This is a genomic window from Pseudodesulfovibrio alkaliphilus (genome assembly GCF_009729555.1).
Taxonomy (GTDB): Bacteria; Desulfobacterota; Desulfovibrionia; order Desulfovibrionales; family Desulfovibrionaceae; genus Pseudodesulfovibrio; species Pseudodesulfovibrio alkaliphilus.
In genome coordinates, this window is record NZ_WODC01000001.1 from 346,630 (window position 1) to 363,524 (window position 16,895).

Genomic DNA, 16,895 nt, shown 5'->3' on the forward strand with positions numbered 1-16,895 from the left:
GAACGCAGGCGATGGAAACGGACGCAAAAAGGCCCGGGGACGCACTGCCCCGGGCCCCTGAAAATGGCCGGGAAAGAGGCTAGAGCATCTCGTGGCGATAATTATCGCCGCCAAGCAATTCCACCATATCGCGCAGGATTTTCAGGGTTTCCTGAGCCTCCTTGGGATCGAGCCTGCGCAAGGCGAACCCGGCGTGGATGATGATGTAGTCGCCCAGGGTGACTTCCTCGTCCAGAAGCATGATGGAGGCCTGGACCGTGGTATCCCCTTCGCCCACTCGGCAGGTGGCGACGCCATCGTTGATCTCAAGTATTTCTGCTGGAATCGCGAGGCACATAGATCTTCTCCGTTGCTGGGTTCATCTCGGTTCGCAGGGCGAATTCCCCCCCCGCCCGCTCCACTTCGGCGAGCACGGCGTCCGCGACCTCGGGCAGCCGAGCTTCCAGGTCCGGCGACAGGGCGGCAGAGAGGTCCTGATAGTTATATGGTTCCACTCCGAGCAGGACCACCTCCTCGGGCACATGGCCGATCAGGCTGCACTGGGCGAGGGTGTCGAGCAGATCGGTCTGGTGCATGGAGTTCTTGAAGGCGCAGGCCTTGCTCAGATCTTCGCCCAGCAGACGGAAGAGGTCGCCGGGCTGGCCCTCGTTGAGCACGATGTCCACAATGATCAGGACATCGGACTCCATGATCGGCCCCATGAGCTTGAGGCCCAGGGTACCGCCGTCGAGCACCTCGACATTGGACGAGAATTCGTATTTCTGGATCAGCTCCTCGGCCACACGGACGCCGAACCCCTCGTCGGTGTAGAGGATGTTGCCGACGCCGAGAACAAGGATGCGCTTTTCACTTCCTGACATGCTTTTCCCTTAATGGACGCCGCCGATAGAATCAATGGCTAACAGGCTGTTGAAAAACGGCGATCTGCGGACGTTAAGCGACTGTAGGCGAGTCTTCGAGCCGTACAGAAAGCTTATTCAAAAAATTCAAACCCTCGAGCACAGGAAGTACTCTTCAGTCTTGAACTTTTTCCCGCGCCTAACATCTCACCATTATTGAACATCCTGCATGTTTGGACTTTTTCAACGGTCTGTTAAGGTGTCCTGCCCGGAGTTTTGCCCCCGCGCCTGGTGAAAAAAGGCGGGAGCCCGAGGGATTCGGGCTCCCGCTTCATGGCGTTCGCGCCCCGTAGCGGACTACAGGATCTTGAACTTCTTCACATTGCCGGTCTTGTTGTCGATGACGTGCACGCCGCAGGCGATGCAGGGGTCATAGGAGTGCACGGTACGCAGGATTTCGACCGGACGCTCGGGATCGGCGATGGGAGTGTTGTCGAGCAGGGCCTCCTCGAGGGGGCCGGGGATGTCGTTGTCGCAGCGGGGACCGATGTTCCAGGTGGAGGGAACCACAAGCTGGAAATTCTCGATCTTGCTGTCCTTGATGTTGATCCAGTGGGAGAGAGCGCCGCGGGGGGCGTTGACCCAGCCGACACCCTGGGCGGAGGCGGCCATGTCCCAATCCTTGCAGATGTCCACGTCGCCCTTGGCGACATTTTCTCTGAGGTCGTTGACCCACTCTTCGGTCTTCAGAGCGACGATCAGGCACTCGATTCCGCGGGCGCCGGTGCGTCCCAGGGTGGAGAAGAGAGCCTCGGGACCGACGCCGAGCGCCTTGAGGACGAAGTCCACATAGGTTTTGAACTCGGGATGTCCCTGGGCATAGTTGACCAGGCAGGTGGCCAGCGGGCCGACCTCAACGGACTTCCCGGCATAGCGCGGAGCCTTCATCCAGGAGTACTTGGTCTTGTCGTCCAGGCTGGTGTACATGGGATCGGTCACGCCGCTGTAGGGATGCCGGGGTGCGCCGTCCTTGTACCAGGCGTGCTTGACATGCTCGTCGATCTTGGAGGGATCAAGCGGGTCCACTTGGCCCAGGTTGCGATTCAAGATCACGCCGGGCTTGACATAGCGGGTGTTCAGGTCGGTCTCGCCGCCCGGAACCGGGAACTCGCCGCAGCACATGAAGTTGGTGGTGCCGCCGATGGCAGCCCAGTCCTTGTAGAAACCGGCAACAGCGATGAGGTCCGGGATGTAACAGTCGAGAATGAAGTCCTTGACCTCTTTGTAGAGGGCCAGGAAGTCATTGATGTACTGGTCGGTGAGGCCTTCGTAGCAGGTGACGCCGCCCATGACGGTGAACTGGGTGTGCGGGTTCTTGGCACCCCAGACAGCCATGGCGCGGGCAGCCTTGACCTGCATATGCAGGGCCTTGAGGTAGTGATCGGTGGCGATCAGGTTGACCTCGGGCGGCAGGACGTAGGCCGGGTGGCCGCCGAGGAAGTAGGCATTGGTGAAGATGCCCAGACGGCCGGAATCCACGATGCTCTTGACGGTGTCCTTGGTCTTCTGCAGGTCTTCCTTGCTGGAGACGAAAACCGGGTCCTGGCGAACGGTCTTGGCCACGGCGGCGGCCATCTCGGCGGCCTTGTTGACATCGGCCTTCAGACAGTCGGTGACATCGACAAAGTCCAGGGCGTGCAGGTGATAGAAATGCACGAGGTGATCGTGCATGAACTGCGCGGCCAGAACAAGGTTACGGATGATGGTGGCGTTGTGGGGCAGCACCTTGTCAACGCCCACGGCGTTGTCCACGCAACGGACCGAGGCCAGGGCGTGGGTATAGGTGCAGACACCGCAGGAGCGCTGGGTAAAGTGCTGGGCATCGCGGGGATCGCGGCCCTGCAGGATGATTTCGAGACCGCGGAACAGCTGGGAGCTGCTGCGCACATCGATTATCTTGCCATTCTCCACCACGGCCTCGACGCGAAGGTGCCCTTCGATCCTGGTTACCGGGTCAACGATGACATCGTGTTTCCCGGCGGCCATGGCAGCGGCTTTGGGAGTGCAACCGGACATATTGTATCCTCCTTAAGAATTCTGATTCAGTCTGCCTGCAACGGACTCACGCGACACGGACCTAGAAATCGGTGAGGTCCGCATACATGTAAGTCTCGCCATCCCAGTCCGCTCCATCCCAGAAATCGGGCTGCGAGCAGCCGATGCAGGGGTGGCCGGCCTGAACGGGCCAGTTGTACTGGTTGAATTTCACGGTGGGACAGTTGTTGTACGTCTCCACACCGCGGCAGCCAAGCTTGCGCAGACACCAGCCCTCGCGGGCTTCCTTGGAACCGAAGGAGGGGGCGAACTGATCCATGTTGAAGAAGTCCTGCCTGGGGCAGTGGTCATGGACGGTTTCGCCGTAGAAGGCCACCGGGCGACGGAGGTTGTCCAGCTCGGGGATGCCCTTGGTCACGAAGTGGACGATGGTGCCGACCAGGGAGAACGGGTTGGGCGGGCAGCCAGGCACGTTGATGATGGCCTTGTCCGGGTACAACTCGTCAATGCCCTTGGTCGCGGTCGGGTTGGGAGCGGCTTTTTGCACACCGCCATAAGAGGCGCAGGTGCCGTAGGTGATGGTGGCCATCGCCTTGTTGACGACCTTGGTGGTGGTCTCCAGCATGGTGTGACCGCCGACCTTGCCATGAGCGCCGGGTTCGTTGGCGATGCCGGCCGGGGCAGTGGGCACACCACCCTCGATAACGGCCACGTACTTTCCGGCGGCCACAGTGTCCCACAGCGCCTTTTCGGCGGCGTGGCCCGCAGCGGCCATGATGGTTTCGTGGTAGTTGAGCGAGATGTAGTCCAGAATGAGGGCGTCGATGTAAGGCTCGACGGTCCTCAGGATGGACTCGGAGCAACCTGTACATTCAGCGTTGTGCAGCCAGACCACGTCGGGCCTGTTGTCGCTGGTGAGGGCTTCGGCGACCTTCGGGGCGAAAGCCGGTCCCATGCCCATCACTGCGGCCACGGTTCCGCAGAACTTCATGAAATCACGACGGGAAACACCGCGTTTTTCCAGCCGTTCCACGGCTCCTTCCCTGCCATGACCTACGGAAAATTTCATAGAACACCTCCGTAATAAAATGAGTCTGTCATGATTGGCGAGAACACCGTTATTCTCTGTAATCACAACCGCCGGACACACGCCCGGACTCGGACCTATACCATCTTCAATGACACGCTTACCGTAATCGTGTCACTTTTGACATTATTTTCCCAAGTTCGTGCTATAACCCCCCGGAAAAATTAATTAACAATGATCTAACCCGCTTTACAAACAAAAGCAATAGGCAACTTCCAAAAATCTTTGAAGTGTCTCGGCATGGTAGCTGCATAAGGCATCGGGGAGCGCCAAATGGCCGCCTCGCGGCAATTTCCGGCAATTCTCAATCATTTTGGAGACTCGCACCGACCATGCCCGCAGACCGCCAGACAGAGCCAATCCCCGCCCCGGCCATGGCTGCCAGCAACCCGATGCGCCTTCTGATCGACTTTGGCCAGGGCGACCCGCTGACGCTGCGACTGAAACTGCCCCTCGGGCCTGTTTCCGTCGGCGACCTGCTTTGGGCCGTGTTCGCTGTGGCCGACGCCATCCACAAGCGCACCGCCCTGGACCTCGCGGCCATGGGCAAGACCATCGGTTGCGGGCCGGGCTGCTCGCGTTGCTGCCACCAGCTCGTGCCTGTCAGCGACCACGAGGCGGCCCATCTCGCCGGGCTTGTCAGGGCCATGCCCGAGCCGCTTCGCCGCCGCGTGATCTCACGTTTCGCCCTCGCCACCAACACCCTGGACCAGGCGGGCCTGATCACCCCGCTCACTGGTCATTTCTCAACCGGCGCCAGTGACGCAGCCGCCTTTCGCGATCTGGCCCGCCGCTACTGGCGGCTCGGCATCCCCTGCCCCTTCCTCGAAAAGGACTGTTGCCTTGTTCATCCGAACCGGCCCATGGCCTGCCGACAGTATCTGGTCACCTCGCCCCCCGAGCTATGCGCCGCACTGCATACCCCGGAGCAGAACCACGAGCTTGTCCTCCATCCCGTGGACGCAGGAGGGGCCTTGGCCGCCTTCTCGGGCGAGGGTCTGCGCCATTCCCGCGTTCTCCCCCTGACCTTCAGTCTGCTCGCGGAGCGGGCCATCAGGAGCGAGCCGGCTCTCACGCTGCCCGCCCCGGTGATGCTGGGCCGCTTCCTGACCCTGATGACCGACTGCTTCACCCGGAGGGACCCCCCTTTACCGGGCAGTGATATTTCCATGCGTGATTGACTCTTTGCCCGCGACGATGCAGGAATAAGTCTGTGGAGGCACCCTGTGCCGTGCCTCCGGCGCAAGGAGGAGCGCAAGTCCTCGGCCGGGACGCGGTAACGCCGACCATGCCGGACTGCTCCCCAGCCAACATCAACGCGTCAGCAAGGAGGGCGGCCCATGAGCGTCATCGTCCAGCTCAGTCTGTTTCCGCTTCATGTCCAGGGCTCTCTCGCCCCCCATGTAGCCAGAATCGTGGAGGTTATCCGCGCCTCGGGCCTCCCCTGCCAGCTCGGCCCCATGGGCACGGCCATTGAGGGCGACTGGAACGAGGTCATGACCGTGATCGACGCCTGCTACAGAGAGCTCGAACCCGACTTTGACCGCCTTTACCTCAGCTTCACCGCCGACAGCCGCCGGGGCAGAAAAAACGGGCTGACCTCCAAGGTCAGCTCCGTTCTGACCCGCATCGAACCCTGACCGGCAGCGCCCCACAGGAGAAACCGCGTGAGCATCGTCCACCAGCAGACCGTCCAGATGAAACAAGTGTCCCACGGGAACTTCCTGATGCGCAACGTGCTCAAGCACAACGTCGTGTTCAACGAAGGCACCCGCGGCGATGCGGCCTACATCCTGACCGAGGGCAAGATCGAGATTTCGGGCATCATCGAGGGCCACAAGAAGGTCTTCGCCATCCTCAAGCCCATCTCCATCTTCGGAGAGATGGCCCTGTTCCTGGACGACAACACCCGCACAGCCACGGCCATCGCCCTGCAGGATTCCAAGGTCATCGTGGTGACAAAGGATGACCTGGAAGAATACATGCGCGACTCCCCCAAGGTCATCTCTTCCATCATCACCGTGCTCGTCAGCCGCCTCAAATCCACCACAAGAAAGGCAATGAAGGTGCCGAGCACCGGCATGGGCGTGGTCCGCATCCTCGACCTTTTCTCGGCCAACGGGACCACCACCCTGCGCTACGACGCCACGGTCAGGTCCATGGCCGACACCTTCATCACCACCCCCGAGCGCATCGAGCAGTATATCCACGGCCTGGCCCAGCAGGGGCTGCTGAGCGTGGGCCGCGACGAGCACGACACCAGGATCATCCGGCTGCTCAAGCGCAACCTGCTGCACGAGGTGATGAAAAAAAAGGATTGAGGAAGCCTCGCCAGAAACAGCGAACCGCGAACTACTCCAGGGCCACCAGCTCCAGGTTGCCCCAGGCCGCAATCTTCTCATCATACTGGACAAAGACCCCGTCCAGCCCGCTCCCGGCCAGCTCTGCCGCCCGGTCCAGAACGCGGCGGATGTCCCCCGGCCCGCGCAGCAGATTGCCAAGGGCCGTGGCCGCGGCGTCGGCCAGCCGGGCATCGCGGGCGCGCACGGCCACCAGGTCGCCGCTGCCCAGGCTCAGGGAGTGGCCGATGGTCCCGCTTGAGGCGCAGAGGGAAACAGGGAAGGCGTCGGGCGCCAGCCGCAGACCAAGGCGAGCCCCGGACTGCGGCTCGGCCAGCAGGGCCACCACCCGCTCGCGGGTGGAGCACAAAAAGCTGTCGCCGCCGTTTTCCACAAGAACATTGGGGCTCTGTCCGACGAACGCCTCGGCCACGGCCTGAGCCACGGCCCCGGCCACGGCGGCCATGGGACCTACCCCGCACAGGGCGGCGGCACCGGCCATGGCCCGGACGATCTCCGGCGCCGAGTCCGGGACCTCAACAGGAGCCAGACTGGCCGCGAACTCCGGGTGAAACAGCATCCAGTTCTTCAACTCGCCGCGCAACCGCGCAACATGCGCCGCCATCTGGTGACGCAGATCAGACTCGGCCACCACCAGCAGATCGGTCTGCTCCACGGCCACCTGAAAGCGCACCTCCCCGTTCCGAGGGCGCACCATGTCGCGGTAGGCGCGGTCGCTCGAAAGATGCCGTTCACTCATGACAACTCCGCCGACGCACGTTATGAACAATGGACGAACACGGCTCGGAACATGATTTGGAACACGGTTTGGAACAGCTTTTCCACAACCTAGAGCCCAAGATCCTCGTTGATGAGCACCACCTTGATCCGCCCCTTGGGCAGACATTTCTCGGTAATGGTCCAGACGTTGCATATGCGTTGGGGCGAGTCGCAGTCCATGCAATAGCCCGTCTTGGCGCATGGCGTCTTCATGTCAAGCCGCATGGCGTTGACCGGAGCGGAATATTCCTTGACCCGGTTCATGGCCCGCTCAAGGTCGGGCACAAGCTTGTTGCGGCCCACAAGGACGATCACGTTCCTGGGACCGAAGGTGATGGCTCCGCAGCGGTTGCCGTACATGTCCAGATTGACCAGGGCTCCCTCGGCGGTGATCGCGTTGGCACCGGAAAAATAGCAATCCACCAGAAGGGCGCGGCGGCGCAATTCATATTTCTCATCGGCAGAAAGGCTTTTGTCCCAGGGGTCCAGCACCGCAAACCCGCCGTCAGCCGCAATCCGCTCGTGCAACCCGGTTGCCACAAGGGTGGCCGAACCGCCCCAGGACACTGTCTTGGGTTGCAGGGCGGGCAGGATTTCGCCAAGGACCAGCTCTCCCGCCGCCTTCACCGACTCGACCAGATAAGCGTCAAAGCCGTTGCCCGCCAGTTGCAGCTTCACCTCGCGCAGGGCGAGTTCCCAGTAGGCGTCTATGGGATTGTCCATGGTCACTCCTTATTTTATGTAATGGCCGATGCCGGAGGCCCGAAAAAAACCGCAAAAAAACTCTCGCCATCCGACTTGAAAACCTGTAGCAGATTGCGCGGCCGACAGGAAGCCCCGATACCCGCCCGACAGGCAGATGCGCCGCTTTTGCCTTGACGACAGCCGTGACTCCGGTTATATGCTTCCGTTCGACAGGGTTCCTGTTTCTAAAAAAACACACTCTCAGGAGATACCGATATGAAACGTACTTACCAGCCCAGCAAATGCCGCCGCAAGCGGACCCACGGATTCCTGGTGCGCTCGCGCACCAAGAACGGTCGCGCAGTGCTCCGCCGCCGTCGCGCCAAGGGACGCAAGAGATTATCCGTCTAAACTGGGGCAAGGAGCGCCGCCTGCTTGCCCGCCTCCAGTTCGGGACATGTTACGAGCAGGGCAAAAAGCACTTCTCCAAGAGCTTTATCCTGTTCATTGTTCGTCGCGAGTCCGGGTCGGGCGGCCTGCGCCTGGGCCTGACCGTCAGCAGGAAAATGGGCAATGCGGTGGCGCGCAACCGAATCAAAAGGGTGGTGCGCGAGTACTTCCGGCTGCATCAGTACGATTTCGAGCTGCCTCTTGATATCGTCGTCGTTCCCAAGCGGAACCTGGAGGCCGATCAGCTGGACCTCGCCCTGGCCACAGAAGAGTTCACCCCGCTTTTATCCCGCCTCAAGGCGCAAGCGGCGGCCTCGTAAGTGAGGAAATGATGCGCGCTCTTTTTCTTGCGCTCATTTGGTTGTACCAAAAACTCATCTCCCCCTTGCTGCCTCCGGCATGCAGGTTCATCCCGTCGTGCTCCGAGTACGCACGGGAGGCCGTCATCCGCCACGGAGCGCTCAAGGGCGGCCTTCTTGCGTCGTGGCGCCTGCTCCGCTGTCAGCCTCTATGCCGCGGGGGATACGACCCCGTCCCGGCCGTCTGGCCCACCGACAAACTCAAAGCGAGAATCATCCCATGGAAAAGAAGGAGCAACTCCGCCTTGTCCTCGCCCTGGTCCTAAGCTTCATCGTCATCTTCGGGTGGCAGTATCTCATGGCCCCTTCGGCCGAGGAGCAGGCGGAAATGGCCCGAAGGGCCGCCGAGGCTGAGCGCATGGCGGCGGCGCTCACCGTCCAGGAACAGGGCGTCGCCCCGGCCCCGGCAACCGAAGTCGGGGACTTCGCCCCCACCGAGGGCGTATCCGTCAAGGTGGACACCCCCCTGTACACGGCGGTCTTCAATTCCCAAGGCGGCATCCTCGAAAAATTCGTCCTCAAGAACTACCGCGAAACCGTCAAGGAAAACTCTCCCAACGTCGACCTCATCGGCGCCAACGCCTTTGCCAAGGGCCCCCTCGGCCTCATCCTGACCGCAGGAGGCAGGGAAATCCACACTTGGCGCCACGGGGAATGGGCCTTCACCGGCTCGAACATCACCCTTGGCCCGAACCAGGAACCAAAGAGCCTGACCTTCACCGGACAGGCTGGCGACTATCGCATTGAACGGACCCTTACCTTTGACCCCAAGACCTATCACATCACCGAGTCGTCCACCATCACCACCCTGGCCGCCATCGGCGTGGAAGGCGCCGTGGCCTTCACTGCGGCGGCAAAGTCCATGTCCGCCGAGGGAGACAGCTACAACCCCACCAAGATCGCCTACCTGAGCGTCAACGGCCGCGACGAGATGAGCGACCGCGACGACCTGCGCGACAAGGGCTTTTTCGCCCCGGCAGGACTCAAGTGGGGAGCCATAGAATCCAACTACTTCCTCTTTGCGGTCATTCCGGCCAGCGACCGGGCCACCCTGGCAGCCGGTGTTCAGGACGACATCTTCCGCATGGCCGTCAGCGAGGACGCCACCTTCCTGCCCAGCGTGGCCAAGACGGTCAGAGCGTCTTACTTCCTCGGCCCAATGGACCGCGACCTGCTCGCGGCCATGCCCAACCAGCTCAAGGAGGCGGTCAACTTCGGCTGGTTCGACTTCCTGGCCAAGCCGCTGCTCATCGGCCTCAATTTCTTCTATGACTATGTGCACAACTACGGCGTGGCCATCATCCTGCTGACCATTGTCATCAAGTTGATTTTCTGGCCCCTGTCCCAGCGCAGCTTCGCCTCCATGGAAAAAATGAAGAAGCTTCAGCCCATGGTCCAGAAACTGCGTGAGAAGTACGGCGACGACAAGCAGCGCCTCAACCAGGAGACCATGGCCCTGTACAAGACCTACAAGGTCAACCCCATGGGCGGGTGCCTGCCCATGCTCGTGCAGATTCCCGTCTTCTTCGGCCTTTACAAGGCCCTGCTTGGCGCTGTCGAGCTGCGCCACGCCCCGTTCATCGCCAAGGTGCCCTTCACGGACCTGCCCTGGCTGGTCGATCTCTCGGCCAAGGACCCATACTACGTCACCCCCATCATCATGGGCGCGACCATGTTCCTGCAACAAAAGCTGACTCCCGCGGCAGGAGACCCGACCCAGCAGAAGATCATGATGCTCCTGCCCATCGTCTTCACCTTCATGTTCCTGCAATTCCCGTCAGGACTGGTCATCTACTGGCTGTTCAACAACATTCTCTCCATCGGACAGCAGGTCATGATCGCCCGGTCAAGCAAAAAGAAAGCGGCCGATAAAGCCTAAATACCGCACCGGAGGCATTAACTCCGGCTTTGGAAGGATAATGAAATGAGCGACTTCAAGGAATTCCAGGGAAAAAACCTGGACGAAGCCATCGAAAACGCCTGTGATTATTTCAATCTCAAACGCGACCGCCTGGAAATCGAGATCATCGGCGGCGGTTCCACCGGGATATTCGGCATCATGGGTGTCAAGAAGGCCAAAGTGAAGGCCCGGCCCAGAGCCCAGGTCAACGCCTCGGACATCCTCAATGGCGAAGCGGACCCCAAACGCCGGGAGGCTCCCAAGACCCCGGAGCGTGATCGCAAGCCCGAGCCCCGCGCCAAGGCCGAACCCAAGAACCAGGGCGAGGCCGGGACTGAAAACCGGGAGGCCCGCCAGGAACGCAAGCCCGAGTCTGCCCCCGCGCCGCAGGGCGAGCCTGTCATCGAGGCCAACGGCAACGTCGAAACCGAGCCCCGCCAGGAACGCAAGCCCCGCGAGCGCAAACCCAAATCCGACAAACCCAGGGGCGACCGGCCCCGTGCCGATCGTCAGCGCACCGAGCGGAGCCGTGAAGAACGTCCGCCCCGCGAGCGCACCCCGCGCCAGCCCAGAGCAATGGACGAGGCAGAGGAGCATCCGCGTGCCAACCTGGCGGATATCGATCCCGTGGTCCTCCAAAAGACCGTGCATGAAGTCATGGTCAGGATTCTCACCCCCATCATTGGCGAGACCAAACTTGAAATCACCATCGAGCCCGACCGGGTCAAGGTCTTCATCGACGATGAGGAAAACAGCGGGCTGATCATCGGCCGCGAAGGGCAGACCCTTTCCTCCATCCAGTATCTGGTCAACCGCCTCGTCTCCAGGGCCATGGAAGCCTCGGTAAGGGTCCAGGTGGATACCGGCGACTACCGCGAAAGACAGGACGACAAGCTTCGACAGGTGGCCTGGCATCTGGCCGAAAAGGCGGGCAGCCTGGGCCGCACCCAATCCACCAAGCCCTTGTCCTCCTACCACAGGCGCGTGATTCATCTCGCCCTGCAGGACAACGAAACGGTCTTCACCCGCTCCAAGGGCGAGGGACCGATGAAACGGGTGCTCATCGTGCCCAAGGCCCGCAGAAACGGCAACAGCTCGCGCTACTAGCGACCATGTCGGGGCCGGCGGAGCGAAATCCCCGGCCCCTTTTCCTCCCGCCAGACCTGCGCCGGGGAAGACAGCGGGATCTGCCCCAGATACCCTGCGGAGCCCTCGGGGCAAGCCCCGGCTCGCCACCCCAACCCACGGGTTCCTTTTCGGACCCCGGAGTGCGGAATGCCTGACCCGCGACGCGCACACGACACCATCGCCGCCATCGCCACCCCGCCCGGCGACGGCGGCGTGGGCATCATCCGCCTAAGCGGCGTCTCCAGCCGGAGCATCGCCGCCCGGATGTTCCGCCCTGCCCGGCCCTCCTTCACGGACTTCACGCCCTACACCCTGCACTACGGCCGGATCGTCGCCTCCGACGGAGCGGTTCTCGACGATGTCCTGGTGGCCTTCATGCCCGGTCCCGGCTCCTACACTGGTGAAGATGTTGTGGAAATCAACTGCCACGGCGGTCGCGCCGTGCTGGCTGCCGTGCTGGAAGAGACCTTGCGCCAGGGTGCGCGTCTGGCCGAACGCGGGGAGTTCACCTATCGCGCCTTCATGCACGGCCGCCTGGACCTGACCCAGGCCGAGGCCGTGGCCGAGATGATCCACGCACCAAGCCGGAGCGCTTTGCATCTGGCACAGGCCAAACTCTCGGGCCTGCTCGGCAGGCGCATCACCGAACTGCGGTCCGGCCTGGAATCCCTGCGGGCCAGGCTCGCTGTGGCCGTGGATTTTCCTGAAGATGAAGTGGAGTGCCTCGCCCCCGGGGAATTGGCCGGAGACGCGGCCCGCATCCGCGCTGAAATCGACGCCCTGCTAGGGGCGGTGGACCGCTCCAGGACATGGCGGGAAGGCGCACTGGTGGTCCTGGCCGGACGGGTCAACGCAGGCAAATCGAGCCTGATGAACGCCCTGCTCGGCCATGACAGGGCCATTGTCACCGACCAGCCCGGCACCACCCGCGACTACCTGGAGGAATCCCTGAATCTAGACGGCCTCCTGGTCCGCCTGGTTGACACGGCGGGTATGCGGCCATGCCTTGCCGACGATTCAGGGCACGAACCCATAGACGCCGTGGAGACGGCCGGGATGCACATGGGCCAAAAGCTCATGGACAGAGCCGATCTCGTCCTGCTCCTGGCGGACGGGACCGCGCCCCTGGATGCAGCCACGCTGGAAACCGCCGCAAAGCTTTCGCCCGGTCGCGCCCTGGCCGTGCTCACCAAGCAGGATCTGCCGGGCTTTGATCCGTCCATCCGCGCCGCGCCGGGCCTGGAAACAGTCACCGTGTCTTCGACCACGGGGCACGGCCTGGATGCCCTCTGTGTCCGAATCCGCGCTCGGATTCTCGAGAACGCGGGCCAACCCGACCCGGACGAATTGGCCCCCAACGCCCGGCAGGCAGCGGCCCTGGGTCAGGCTGCGGAAGAGTTGCGTCTCCTGGAGGCCGATGCCGTGGCCGGGGTGCCTTACGACCTGCTCAGCGTACGACTGGAAACAGCCTGCGCCACCCTTTCGTCCATCACCGGAGAGATCACCTCCCAGGAGGTGTTGGACGCCATCTTCGACGCCTTCTGCATAGGGAAATAGCCATGACCGAGAGCAAACAATCCTCCGAACGCCCCGAAAGCATTGATGTCGCCCACGTCACCTGCGGGCTTGTGCCCCTGATGCAAACCCATCTGGGCGGCACCCCCCCCGAGGTGGAGTCTGTGGAATTCCGCGTCCGTCAGGGCATTGAGGTCGAGCTGTGGAATGCCTTTGGCACGGGGCGGCAGTGGCGGCTGGTCGAGATCAGAAATGATCTTTTCACCGATGTGGCCCGGTTCGTGCGCGTGGAGCAGGACGACCTGGACCCCCTGGGGCTGCTCGAATTTTAAGCCGCATCCAGCGGGTTGTCTTCGCGGCCCGAGGGGATTATGACTCGGGCTGCCGCTTCGACCAACCCACGGAGAACCACCATGCGCAAAGACGTGACCGTTGATCCCCCAGTCGTCGCCGACATCCTGGCCAGGGCCGAGGTGCTTTGGCTGGCTTTCACCGACGAGCATGGGCCCTGCTGCGTACCCGTCAACTTCGCGGCCATGGAAGGCGGGCTCTGCATCCATTCGGGCCGACGCGGCCGCAAGGCGGCGGCTCTGGACTCGGGAGCGCTCCTGGCCTTTTCGGCGGCTGTGGACCTCGAACCAAAGACCGGGGACGCAGCCTGCAAATACGGCTACCGCTTCCGCTCGGTCATGGGCACGGGCAGACCCCGCCGCGTCGAGGGCGAAGAAATACACACCGTCCTTGACGCCATCACCCTGAAATACGCGGGGAAACCGCTGCCCTACGAAGACAGGCCCCTGGCAGCCACTGTCGCCTATGTCATCGACATCGCCGCCATCACCGCACGCATCAAGGAGTAAGCCATGGTCATCTGCTATTTCGGAGATTCCCTGACCCTGGGCGTGGGCGACGAGGCGGGCATGGGCTGGCCGGGCAGGCTGGGCGTCGCCCTGCGCCGCGAGGGCGTCGAGGCCACGGCCTACAATCTCGGGGTGCGGCGCGATGCCACGGTACGCATGCAGCACCGTTGGCGGGCCGAGACCATGGTCCGGCGCATGGAAAACACTCCGCTCAGGCTGGTCTTCAACTTCGGCGTGGCCGATGTGTTCAACAATATCGGCACCGAGGAATCCCTGGGCGCGGCCGTGGCCATGCTCACCAGGGCAAAGGCCGAGGCCGAGGTGCTGGTGATCGGCCCCACCCCTGTGAACGACCGGAACAAACGCGAGGCCATCGCCGGTCTGTCGCGCCTCTTCCAATCCATGTGCCAACGCCTGGATATCCCCTTTGTACCCGCCATTGACGCCATGCACCGCTCCTTTGTCTACGGACAGGCCTTAAACGACGGCGACGGGGTCCACCCCGCCGGGGCGGGCTACGCCGATTTGGCCGAACACATTCTCAAGCACGACGCGGCCCGCGCCTTCTTCGGGCTCAAATAGGAGGCTTTCCCATGCGATCCTTTGCCAGCGACAACAACTCCGGGGCGCACCCGGCCATCATGGAGGCCGTGGTCAAAGCCAACGCGGGCCACGTCAAGTCCTACGGCGACGACGAAATATCCATCCGCACCGACGAGGTGTTCAAGGAATTCTTCGGCTCCCAGGCGCGCATCCACTACGTGACCACGGGCACGGCCGCCAACACCCTGGGGATTCGCGCAGTGACCCACACCTACAACTCGGTCATCTGCGCCGAGCAGGCCCACATCAACAACGACGAATGCGGCGCCCCCGAGGCCTTTGGCGGCATCAAGCTGGTGCCCGTGCCCTCAAAGGACGGCAAGCTCACGCCCGGCAGTGTGGCCCCCTACCTGGGCCACATCGGATTCGTCCACGCCAGCCAGCCCAAGGTCATCTCCATCACCCAGCCCACAGAACTGGGCAAGCTCTACACCCTCAGGGAGATCGAGAATATCGTGGAGTTCGCCCACGACCGCGACCTGCTGGTCCATCTGGACGGCGCCCGGCTGGCCAACGCCTGCGCCGCGCTCGGCTGCTCCTTTTTCGACATGACCACCGCCCTGGATGTGGACCTGCTCTCCTTTGGCGGCACCAAGAACGGCTGCCTCATGGGCGAGGCCGTGGTCTTCCTCAACCCGGACATCGGCGAGGGCTTCCCCTACCTGCGCAAGCAGGCCATGCAGCTGGTCTCCAAGATGCGCTTTGTCTCGGCCCAGCTCGAACGCTACCTCAAGGACGACCTGTGGCTTGAGAACGCCCGCCACGCCAACGCCATGGCCAAACGGCTGGCCGAGCGGGCCGGAGCCATCCCCGGCGTACGCATCAAGGGCAGCGTGGACTGCAACGCCATCTTCGCCCACATCCCGCCCGAGGCCACGGACATCCTGCTGCGCAAATACTACTTCTACGTCTGGGACGAGCACGACCACACCGTGCGCTGGATGACCTCCTGGGCCACCACCGAGGCCATGGTCGACGAGTTCGTGGCCGACATCGGGAAGGCCGTGCGGGCGGTGTCATGAAACGGGTCTGCGTCTATCTCGGCTCCAACCCCGGCACTGACCCGGCCTATGCCCAGGCCGCCGACGCCCTGGCCCGCGAGCTGGCCCAACGCTCCATCGGTCTGGTCTACGGCGGGTCCGACGTGGGTCTGATGGGTCGGCTGGCCAACGCCTGCCTGGACGCGGGCGGCGAGGTCATCGGCGTCATCCCCGAGCTGCTGGTGGAAAAGGAGGTGGCCCACACCGGGCTGACCGCCATGCACGTGGTGGCCTCCATGCACGAGCGCAAGCAGAAGATGGCCGACTTGTCCGACGGCTTCATCGCCCTGCCCGGCGGCCTGGGCACGCTTGAGGAATTTTTCGAGGTGCTGACCTGGAACCAACTCGGCTACCACGCCAAGCCCTGCGGGCTGCTGGATGTCAAGGGCTACTACGCCTGCCTCGCCGACCACATGGATCGCATGGTGCATGAAGGATTTCTGGTGCAGGAGCACCGAGGCATGGTCCTGACCGGCTCGGACCCGGCCGACCTGCTGGACCGCTTCGAGACCTATGCGCCGCCCCAGGTGGACAAGTGGATCAAGAGGAAGAAGGGGCTGTAGGCACCGATCACCCCGCCGCCCAAGCGCCCGAAGGCTATGGGCAAACGGACTTGGCGGCGAGGGCTTCCAGCCAGGCCTCCGGGCCGTAGCCCATGACTATGGTGTCTCCGGCGATGAGGATGGGGGTGCCGGGGAGCTGTGCGGCCCGGGCCAGTTCGGCCCCGGCGGCCACGCGGGGGCCGTGCTCTTTGGCCAGACGCAGGAACAGATCGGGCAGGGTCGTGCCCTCCAGCATGTCCGGGAAGGCCGCGGTGAACTGTGCCAGGATGAGCATCCGCGCCTCGTCCAGATCGCTCACCTTGGGCTGACGCAGGTCGCGATACGCGAAATCAAGCAACGGCTTAAGCCGGTCCGTCCCGGCCACGTCCTCAATGACCCAGGCGGCCATATCCGAGCCGAGGAAGCTGCGGCCCGGAAGAAAAAGGACTTTCACCCGGCCATAGAGATCGGGATACTCGCCCACCAGCTTGTGCCCCAGGCGGCAATGCCAGCACAGGGGGTCGGTCACAATCAGCACTTCCGTGTCGCCGGTACCGCGCAACTCGACCCTGGCCGCCTCGACCAGAGCCCGATACCTGGGGGCGCATCCGCCCTCGTCTTCTGCCGCCATGGCGCTGGCCGCGGCAAAGAACAACGTCAGGACCAGGACCGGCAGGATGGGCGTTGCGCCCGCAAGGTATGGTTTCATGGACC

The 16,895-nt window shown here is 62.9% G+C and carries 21 protein-coding genes; 14 read left to right on the plus strand and 7 right to left on the minus strand.

Features of this window, described 5'->3' with window-relative positions; genetic code table 11:
- Positions 1 to 79: 79 nt before the first annotated feature.
- From GKC30_RS01745 to GKC30_RS01760, 4 genes are all read right to left on the minus strand, one after another.
- Positions 80 to 337 (minus strand): HypC/HybG/HupF family hydrogenase formation chaperone, encoded by a 258-nt coding sequence (locus GKC30_RS01745; protein ID WP_155931901.1) that lies wholly within the window; start codon positions 335 to 337, stop codon positions 80 to 82.
- Complete coding sequence (locus tag GKC30_RS01750) at positions 306 to 860, minus strand: HyaD/HybD family hydrogenase maturation endopeptidase (RefSeq protein WP_155931903.1); 555 nt, start codon at positions 858 to 860, stop codon at positions 306 to 308. The genes GKC30_RS01745 and GKC30_RS01750 overlap by 32 nt, the downstream gene beginning before the upstream one ends.
- A 336-nt stretch (positions 861 to 1,196) precedes the next feature.
- Positions 1,197 to 2,915 carry a nickel-dependent hydrogenase large subunit gene (locus tag GKC30_RS01755; protein ID WP_155931905.1) on the minus strand — a complete coding sequence of 573 codons (1,719 nt, stop codon included), beginning with the start codon at positions 2,913 to 2,915 and terminating at the stop codon, positions 1,197 to 1,199.
- A 61-nt stretch (positions 2,916 to 2,976) separates the two neighbouring features.
- Positions 2,977 to 3,963: a hydrogenase small subunit gene (locus GKC30_RS01760; RefSeq protein ID WP_155931907.1), complete on the minus strand. Its 987-nt coding sequence runs from the start codon at positions 3,961 to 3,963 to the stop codon at positions 2,977 to 2,979.
- Positions 3,964 to 4,313: 350 nt separating this feature from the next.
- Here GKC30_RS01760 and GKC30_RS01765 point away from each other — a divergent pair, with 350 nt between their 5' ends.
- The 3 genes from GKC30_RS01765 (at position 4,314) to GKC30_RS01775 (ending at position 6,302) form a co-directional block, all read left to right on the plus strand.
- On the plus strand, positions 4,314 to 5,162 hold the full coding sequence (locus tag GKC30_RS01765; RefSeq protein WP_231116988.1) for a YkgJ family cysteine cluster protein: 849 nt from the start codon (positions 4,314 to 4,316) through the stop codon (positions 5,160 to 5,162).
- Positions 5,163 to 5,321: 159 nt separating this feature from the next.
- Positions 5,322 to 5,621 (plus strand): MTH1187 family thiamine-binding protein, encoded by a 300-nt coding sequence (locus GKC30_RS01770; RefSeq protein WP_155931909.1) that lies wholly within the window; start codon positions 5,322 to 5,324, stop codon positions 5,619 to 5,621.
- 27 nt (positions 5,622 to 5,648) lie between these two features.
- Complete coding sequence (locus GKC30_RS01775) at positions 5,649 to 6,302, plus strand: Crp/Fnr family transcriptional regulator (RefSeq protein WP_367613917.1); 654 nt, start codon at positions 5,649 to 5,651, stop codon at positions 6,300 to 6,302.
- Between the two features lie 31 nt (positions 6,303 to 6,333).
- On the opposite strand, the gene GKC30_RS01780 is transcribed toward GKC30_RS01775, so the two are convergent.
- Both GKC30_RS01780 and GKC30_RS01785 read right to left on the minus strand, forming a co-directional pair.
- Positions 6,334 to 7,080: a UPF0280 family protein gene (locus tag GKC30_RS01780; RefSeq protein ID WP_155931911.1), complete on the minus strand. Its 747-nt coding sequence runs from the start codon at positions 7,078 to 7,080 to the stop codon at positions 6,334 to 6,336.
- 89 nt (positions 7,081 to 7,169) lie between these two features.
- Positions 7,170 to 7,823 (minus strand): lactate utilization protein, encoded by a 654-nt coding sequence (locus GKC30_RS01785; RefSeq protein ID WP_155931913.1) that lies wholly within the window; start codon positions 7,821 to 7,823, stop codon positions 7,170 to 7,172.
- A 237-nt stretch (positions 7,824 to 8,060) separates the two neighbouring features.
- On the opposite strand from GKC30_RS01785, the gene rpmH reads away from it, so the two are divergent.
- The 11 genes from rpmH to GKC30_RS01835 all read left to right on the plus strand — a co-directional run bounded on the left by rpmH (position 8,061) and on the right by GKC30_RS01835 (position 16,202).
- Positions 8,061 to 8,195 carry a 50S ribosomal protein L34 gene (gene rpmH, locus GKC30_RS14945; protein WP_231116989.1) on the plus strand — a complete coding sequence of 45 codons (135 nt, stop codon included), beginning with the start codon at positions 8,061 to 8,063 and terminating at the stop codon, positions 8,193 to 8,195.
- A 20-nt stretch (positions 8,196 to 8,215) separates the two neighbouring features.
- Positions 8,216 to 8,554, plus strand: a complete 339-nt coding sequence (gene rnpA, locus GKC30_RS01790) for a ribonuclease P protein component (protein WP_231117018.1) — start codon at positions 8,216 to 8,218, stop codon at positions 8,552 to 8,554.
- An 11-nt stretch (positions 8,555 to 8,565) separates the two neighbouring features.
- On the plus strand, positions 8,566 to 8,859 hold the full coding sequence (gene yidD, locus GKC30_RS01795; protein ID WP_155931917.1) for a membrane protein insertion efficiency factor YidD: 294 nt from the start codon (positions 8,566 to 8,568) through the stop codon (positions 8,857 to 8,859).
- Entirely contained in the window at positions 8,814 to 10,472 is a 1,659-nt protein-coding gene (yidC, locus tag GKC30_RS01800; RefSeq protein ID WP_155931919.1) for a membrane protein insertase YidC, read from the plus strand. Before yidD ends, yidC begins: the two co-directional genes overlap by 46 nt.
- A 45-nt stretch (positions 10,473 to 10,517) precedes the next feature.
- Positions 10,518 to 11,600, plus strand: a complete 1,083-nt coding sequence (locus tag GKC30_RS01805; RefSeq protein WP_155931921.1) for a protein jag — start codon at positions 10,518 to 10,520, stop codon at positions 11,598 to 11,600.
- 168 nt (positions 11,601 to 11,768) lie between these two features.
- The gene (gene mnmE, locus GKC30_RS01810) at positions 11,769 to 13,178 is read left to right on the plus strand and encodes a tRNA uridine-5-carboxymethylaminomethyl(34) synthesis GTPase MnmE (protein WP_155931923.1); all 1,410 of its coding nucleotides are present in this window, start codon (positions 11,769 to 11,771) and stop codon (positions 13,176 to 13,178) included.
- Between the two features lie 2 nt (positions 13,179 to 13,180).
- Complete coding sequence (locus tag GKC30_RS01815) at positions 13,181 to 13,468, plus strand: hypothetical protein (RefSeq protein ID WP_155931925.1); 288 nt, start codon at positions 13,181 to 13,183, stop codon at positions 13,466 to 13,468.
- A gap of 81 nt (positions 13,469 to 13,549) precedes the next feature.
- Complete coding sequence (locus tag GKC30_RS01820; RefSeq protein ID WP_155931927.1) at positions 13,550 to 13,996, plus strand: pyridoxamine 5'-phosphate oxidase family protein; 447 nt, start codon at positions 13,550 to 13,552, stop codon at positions 13,994 to 13,996.
- Between the two features lie 3 nt (positions 13,997 to 13,999).
- Positions 14,000 to 14,578: a GDSL-type esterase/lipase family protein gene (locus tag GKC30_RS01825; RefSeq protein ID WP_155931929.1), complete on the plus strand. Its 579-nt coding sequence runs from the start codon at positions 14,000 to 14,002 to the stop codon at positions 14,576 to 14,578.
- Between the two features lie 11 nt (positions 14,579 to 14,589).
- Positions 14,590 to 15,621, plus strand: coding sequence for a threonine aldolase family protein (locus tag GKC30_RS01830; protein ID WP_155931931.1), 1,032 nt, complete (start codon positions 14,590 to 14,592; stop codon positions 15,619 to 15,621).
- The gene (locus GKC30_RS01835) at positions 15,618 to 16,202 is read left to right on the plus strand and encodes an LOG family protein (protein WP_155931933.1); all 585 of its coding nucleotides are present in this window, start codon (positions 15,618 to 15,620) and stop codon (positions 16,200 to 16,202) included. The genes GKC30_RS01830 and GKC30_RS01835 overlap by 4 nt, the downstream gene beginning before the upstream one ends.
- Before the next feature lie 34 nt (positions 16,203 to 16,236).
- On the opposite strand, the gene GKC30_RS01840 is transcribed toward GKC30_RS01835, so the two are convergent.
- The gene (locus GKC30_RS01840) at positions 16,237 to 16,890 is read right to left on the minus strand and encodes a DsbA family protein (protein ID WP_231116990.1); all 654 of its coding nucleotides are present in this window, start codon (positions 16,888 to 16,890) and stop codon (positions 16,237 to 16,239) included.
- Between the last annotated feature and the right edge of the window lie 5 nt (positions 16,891 to 16,895).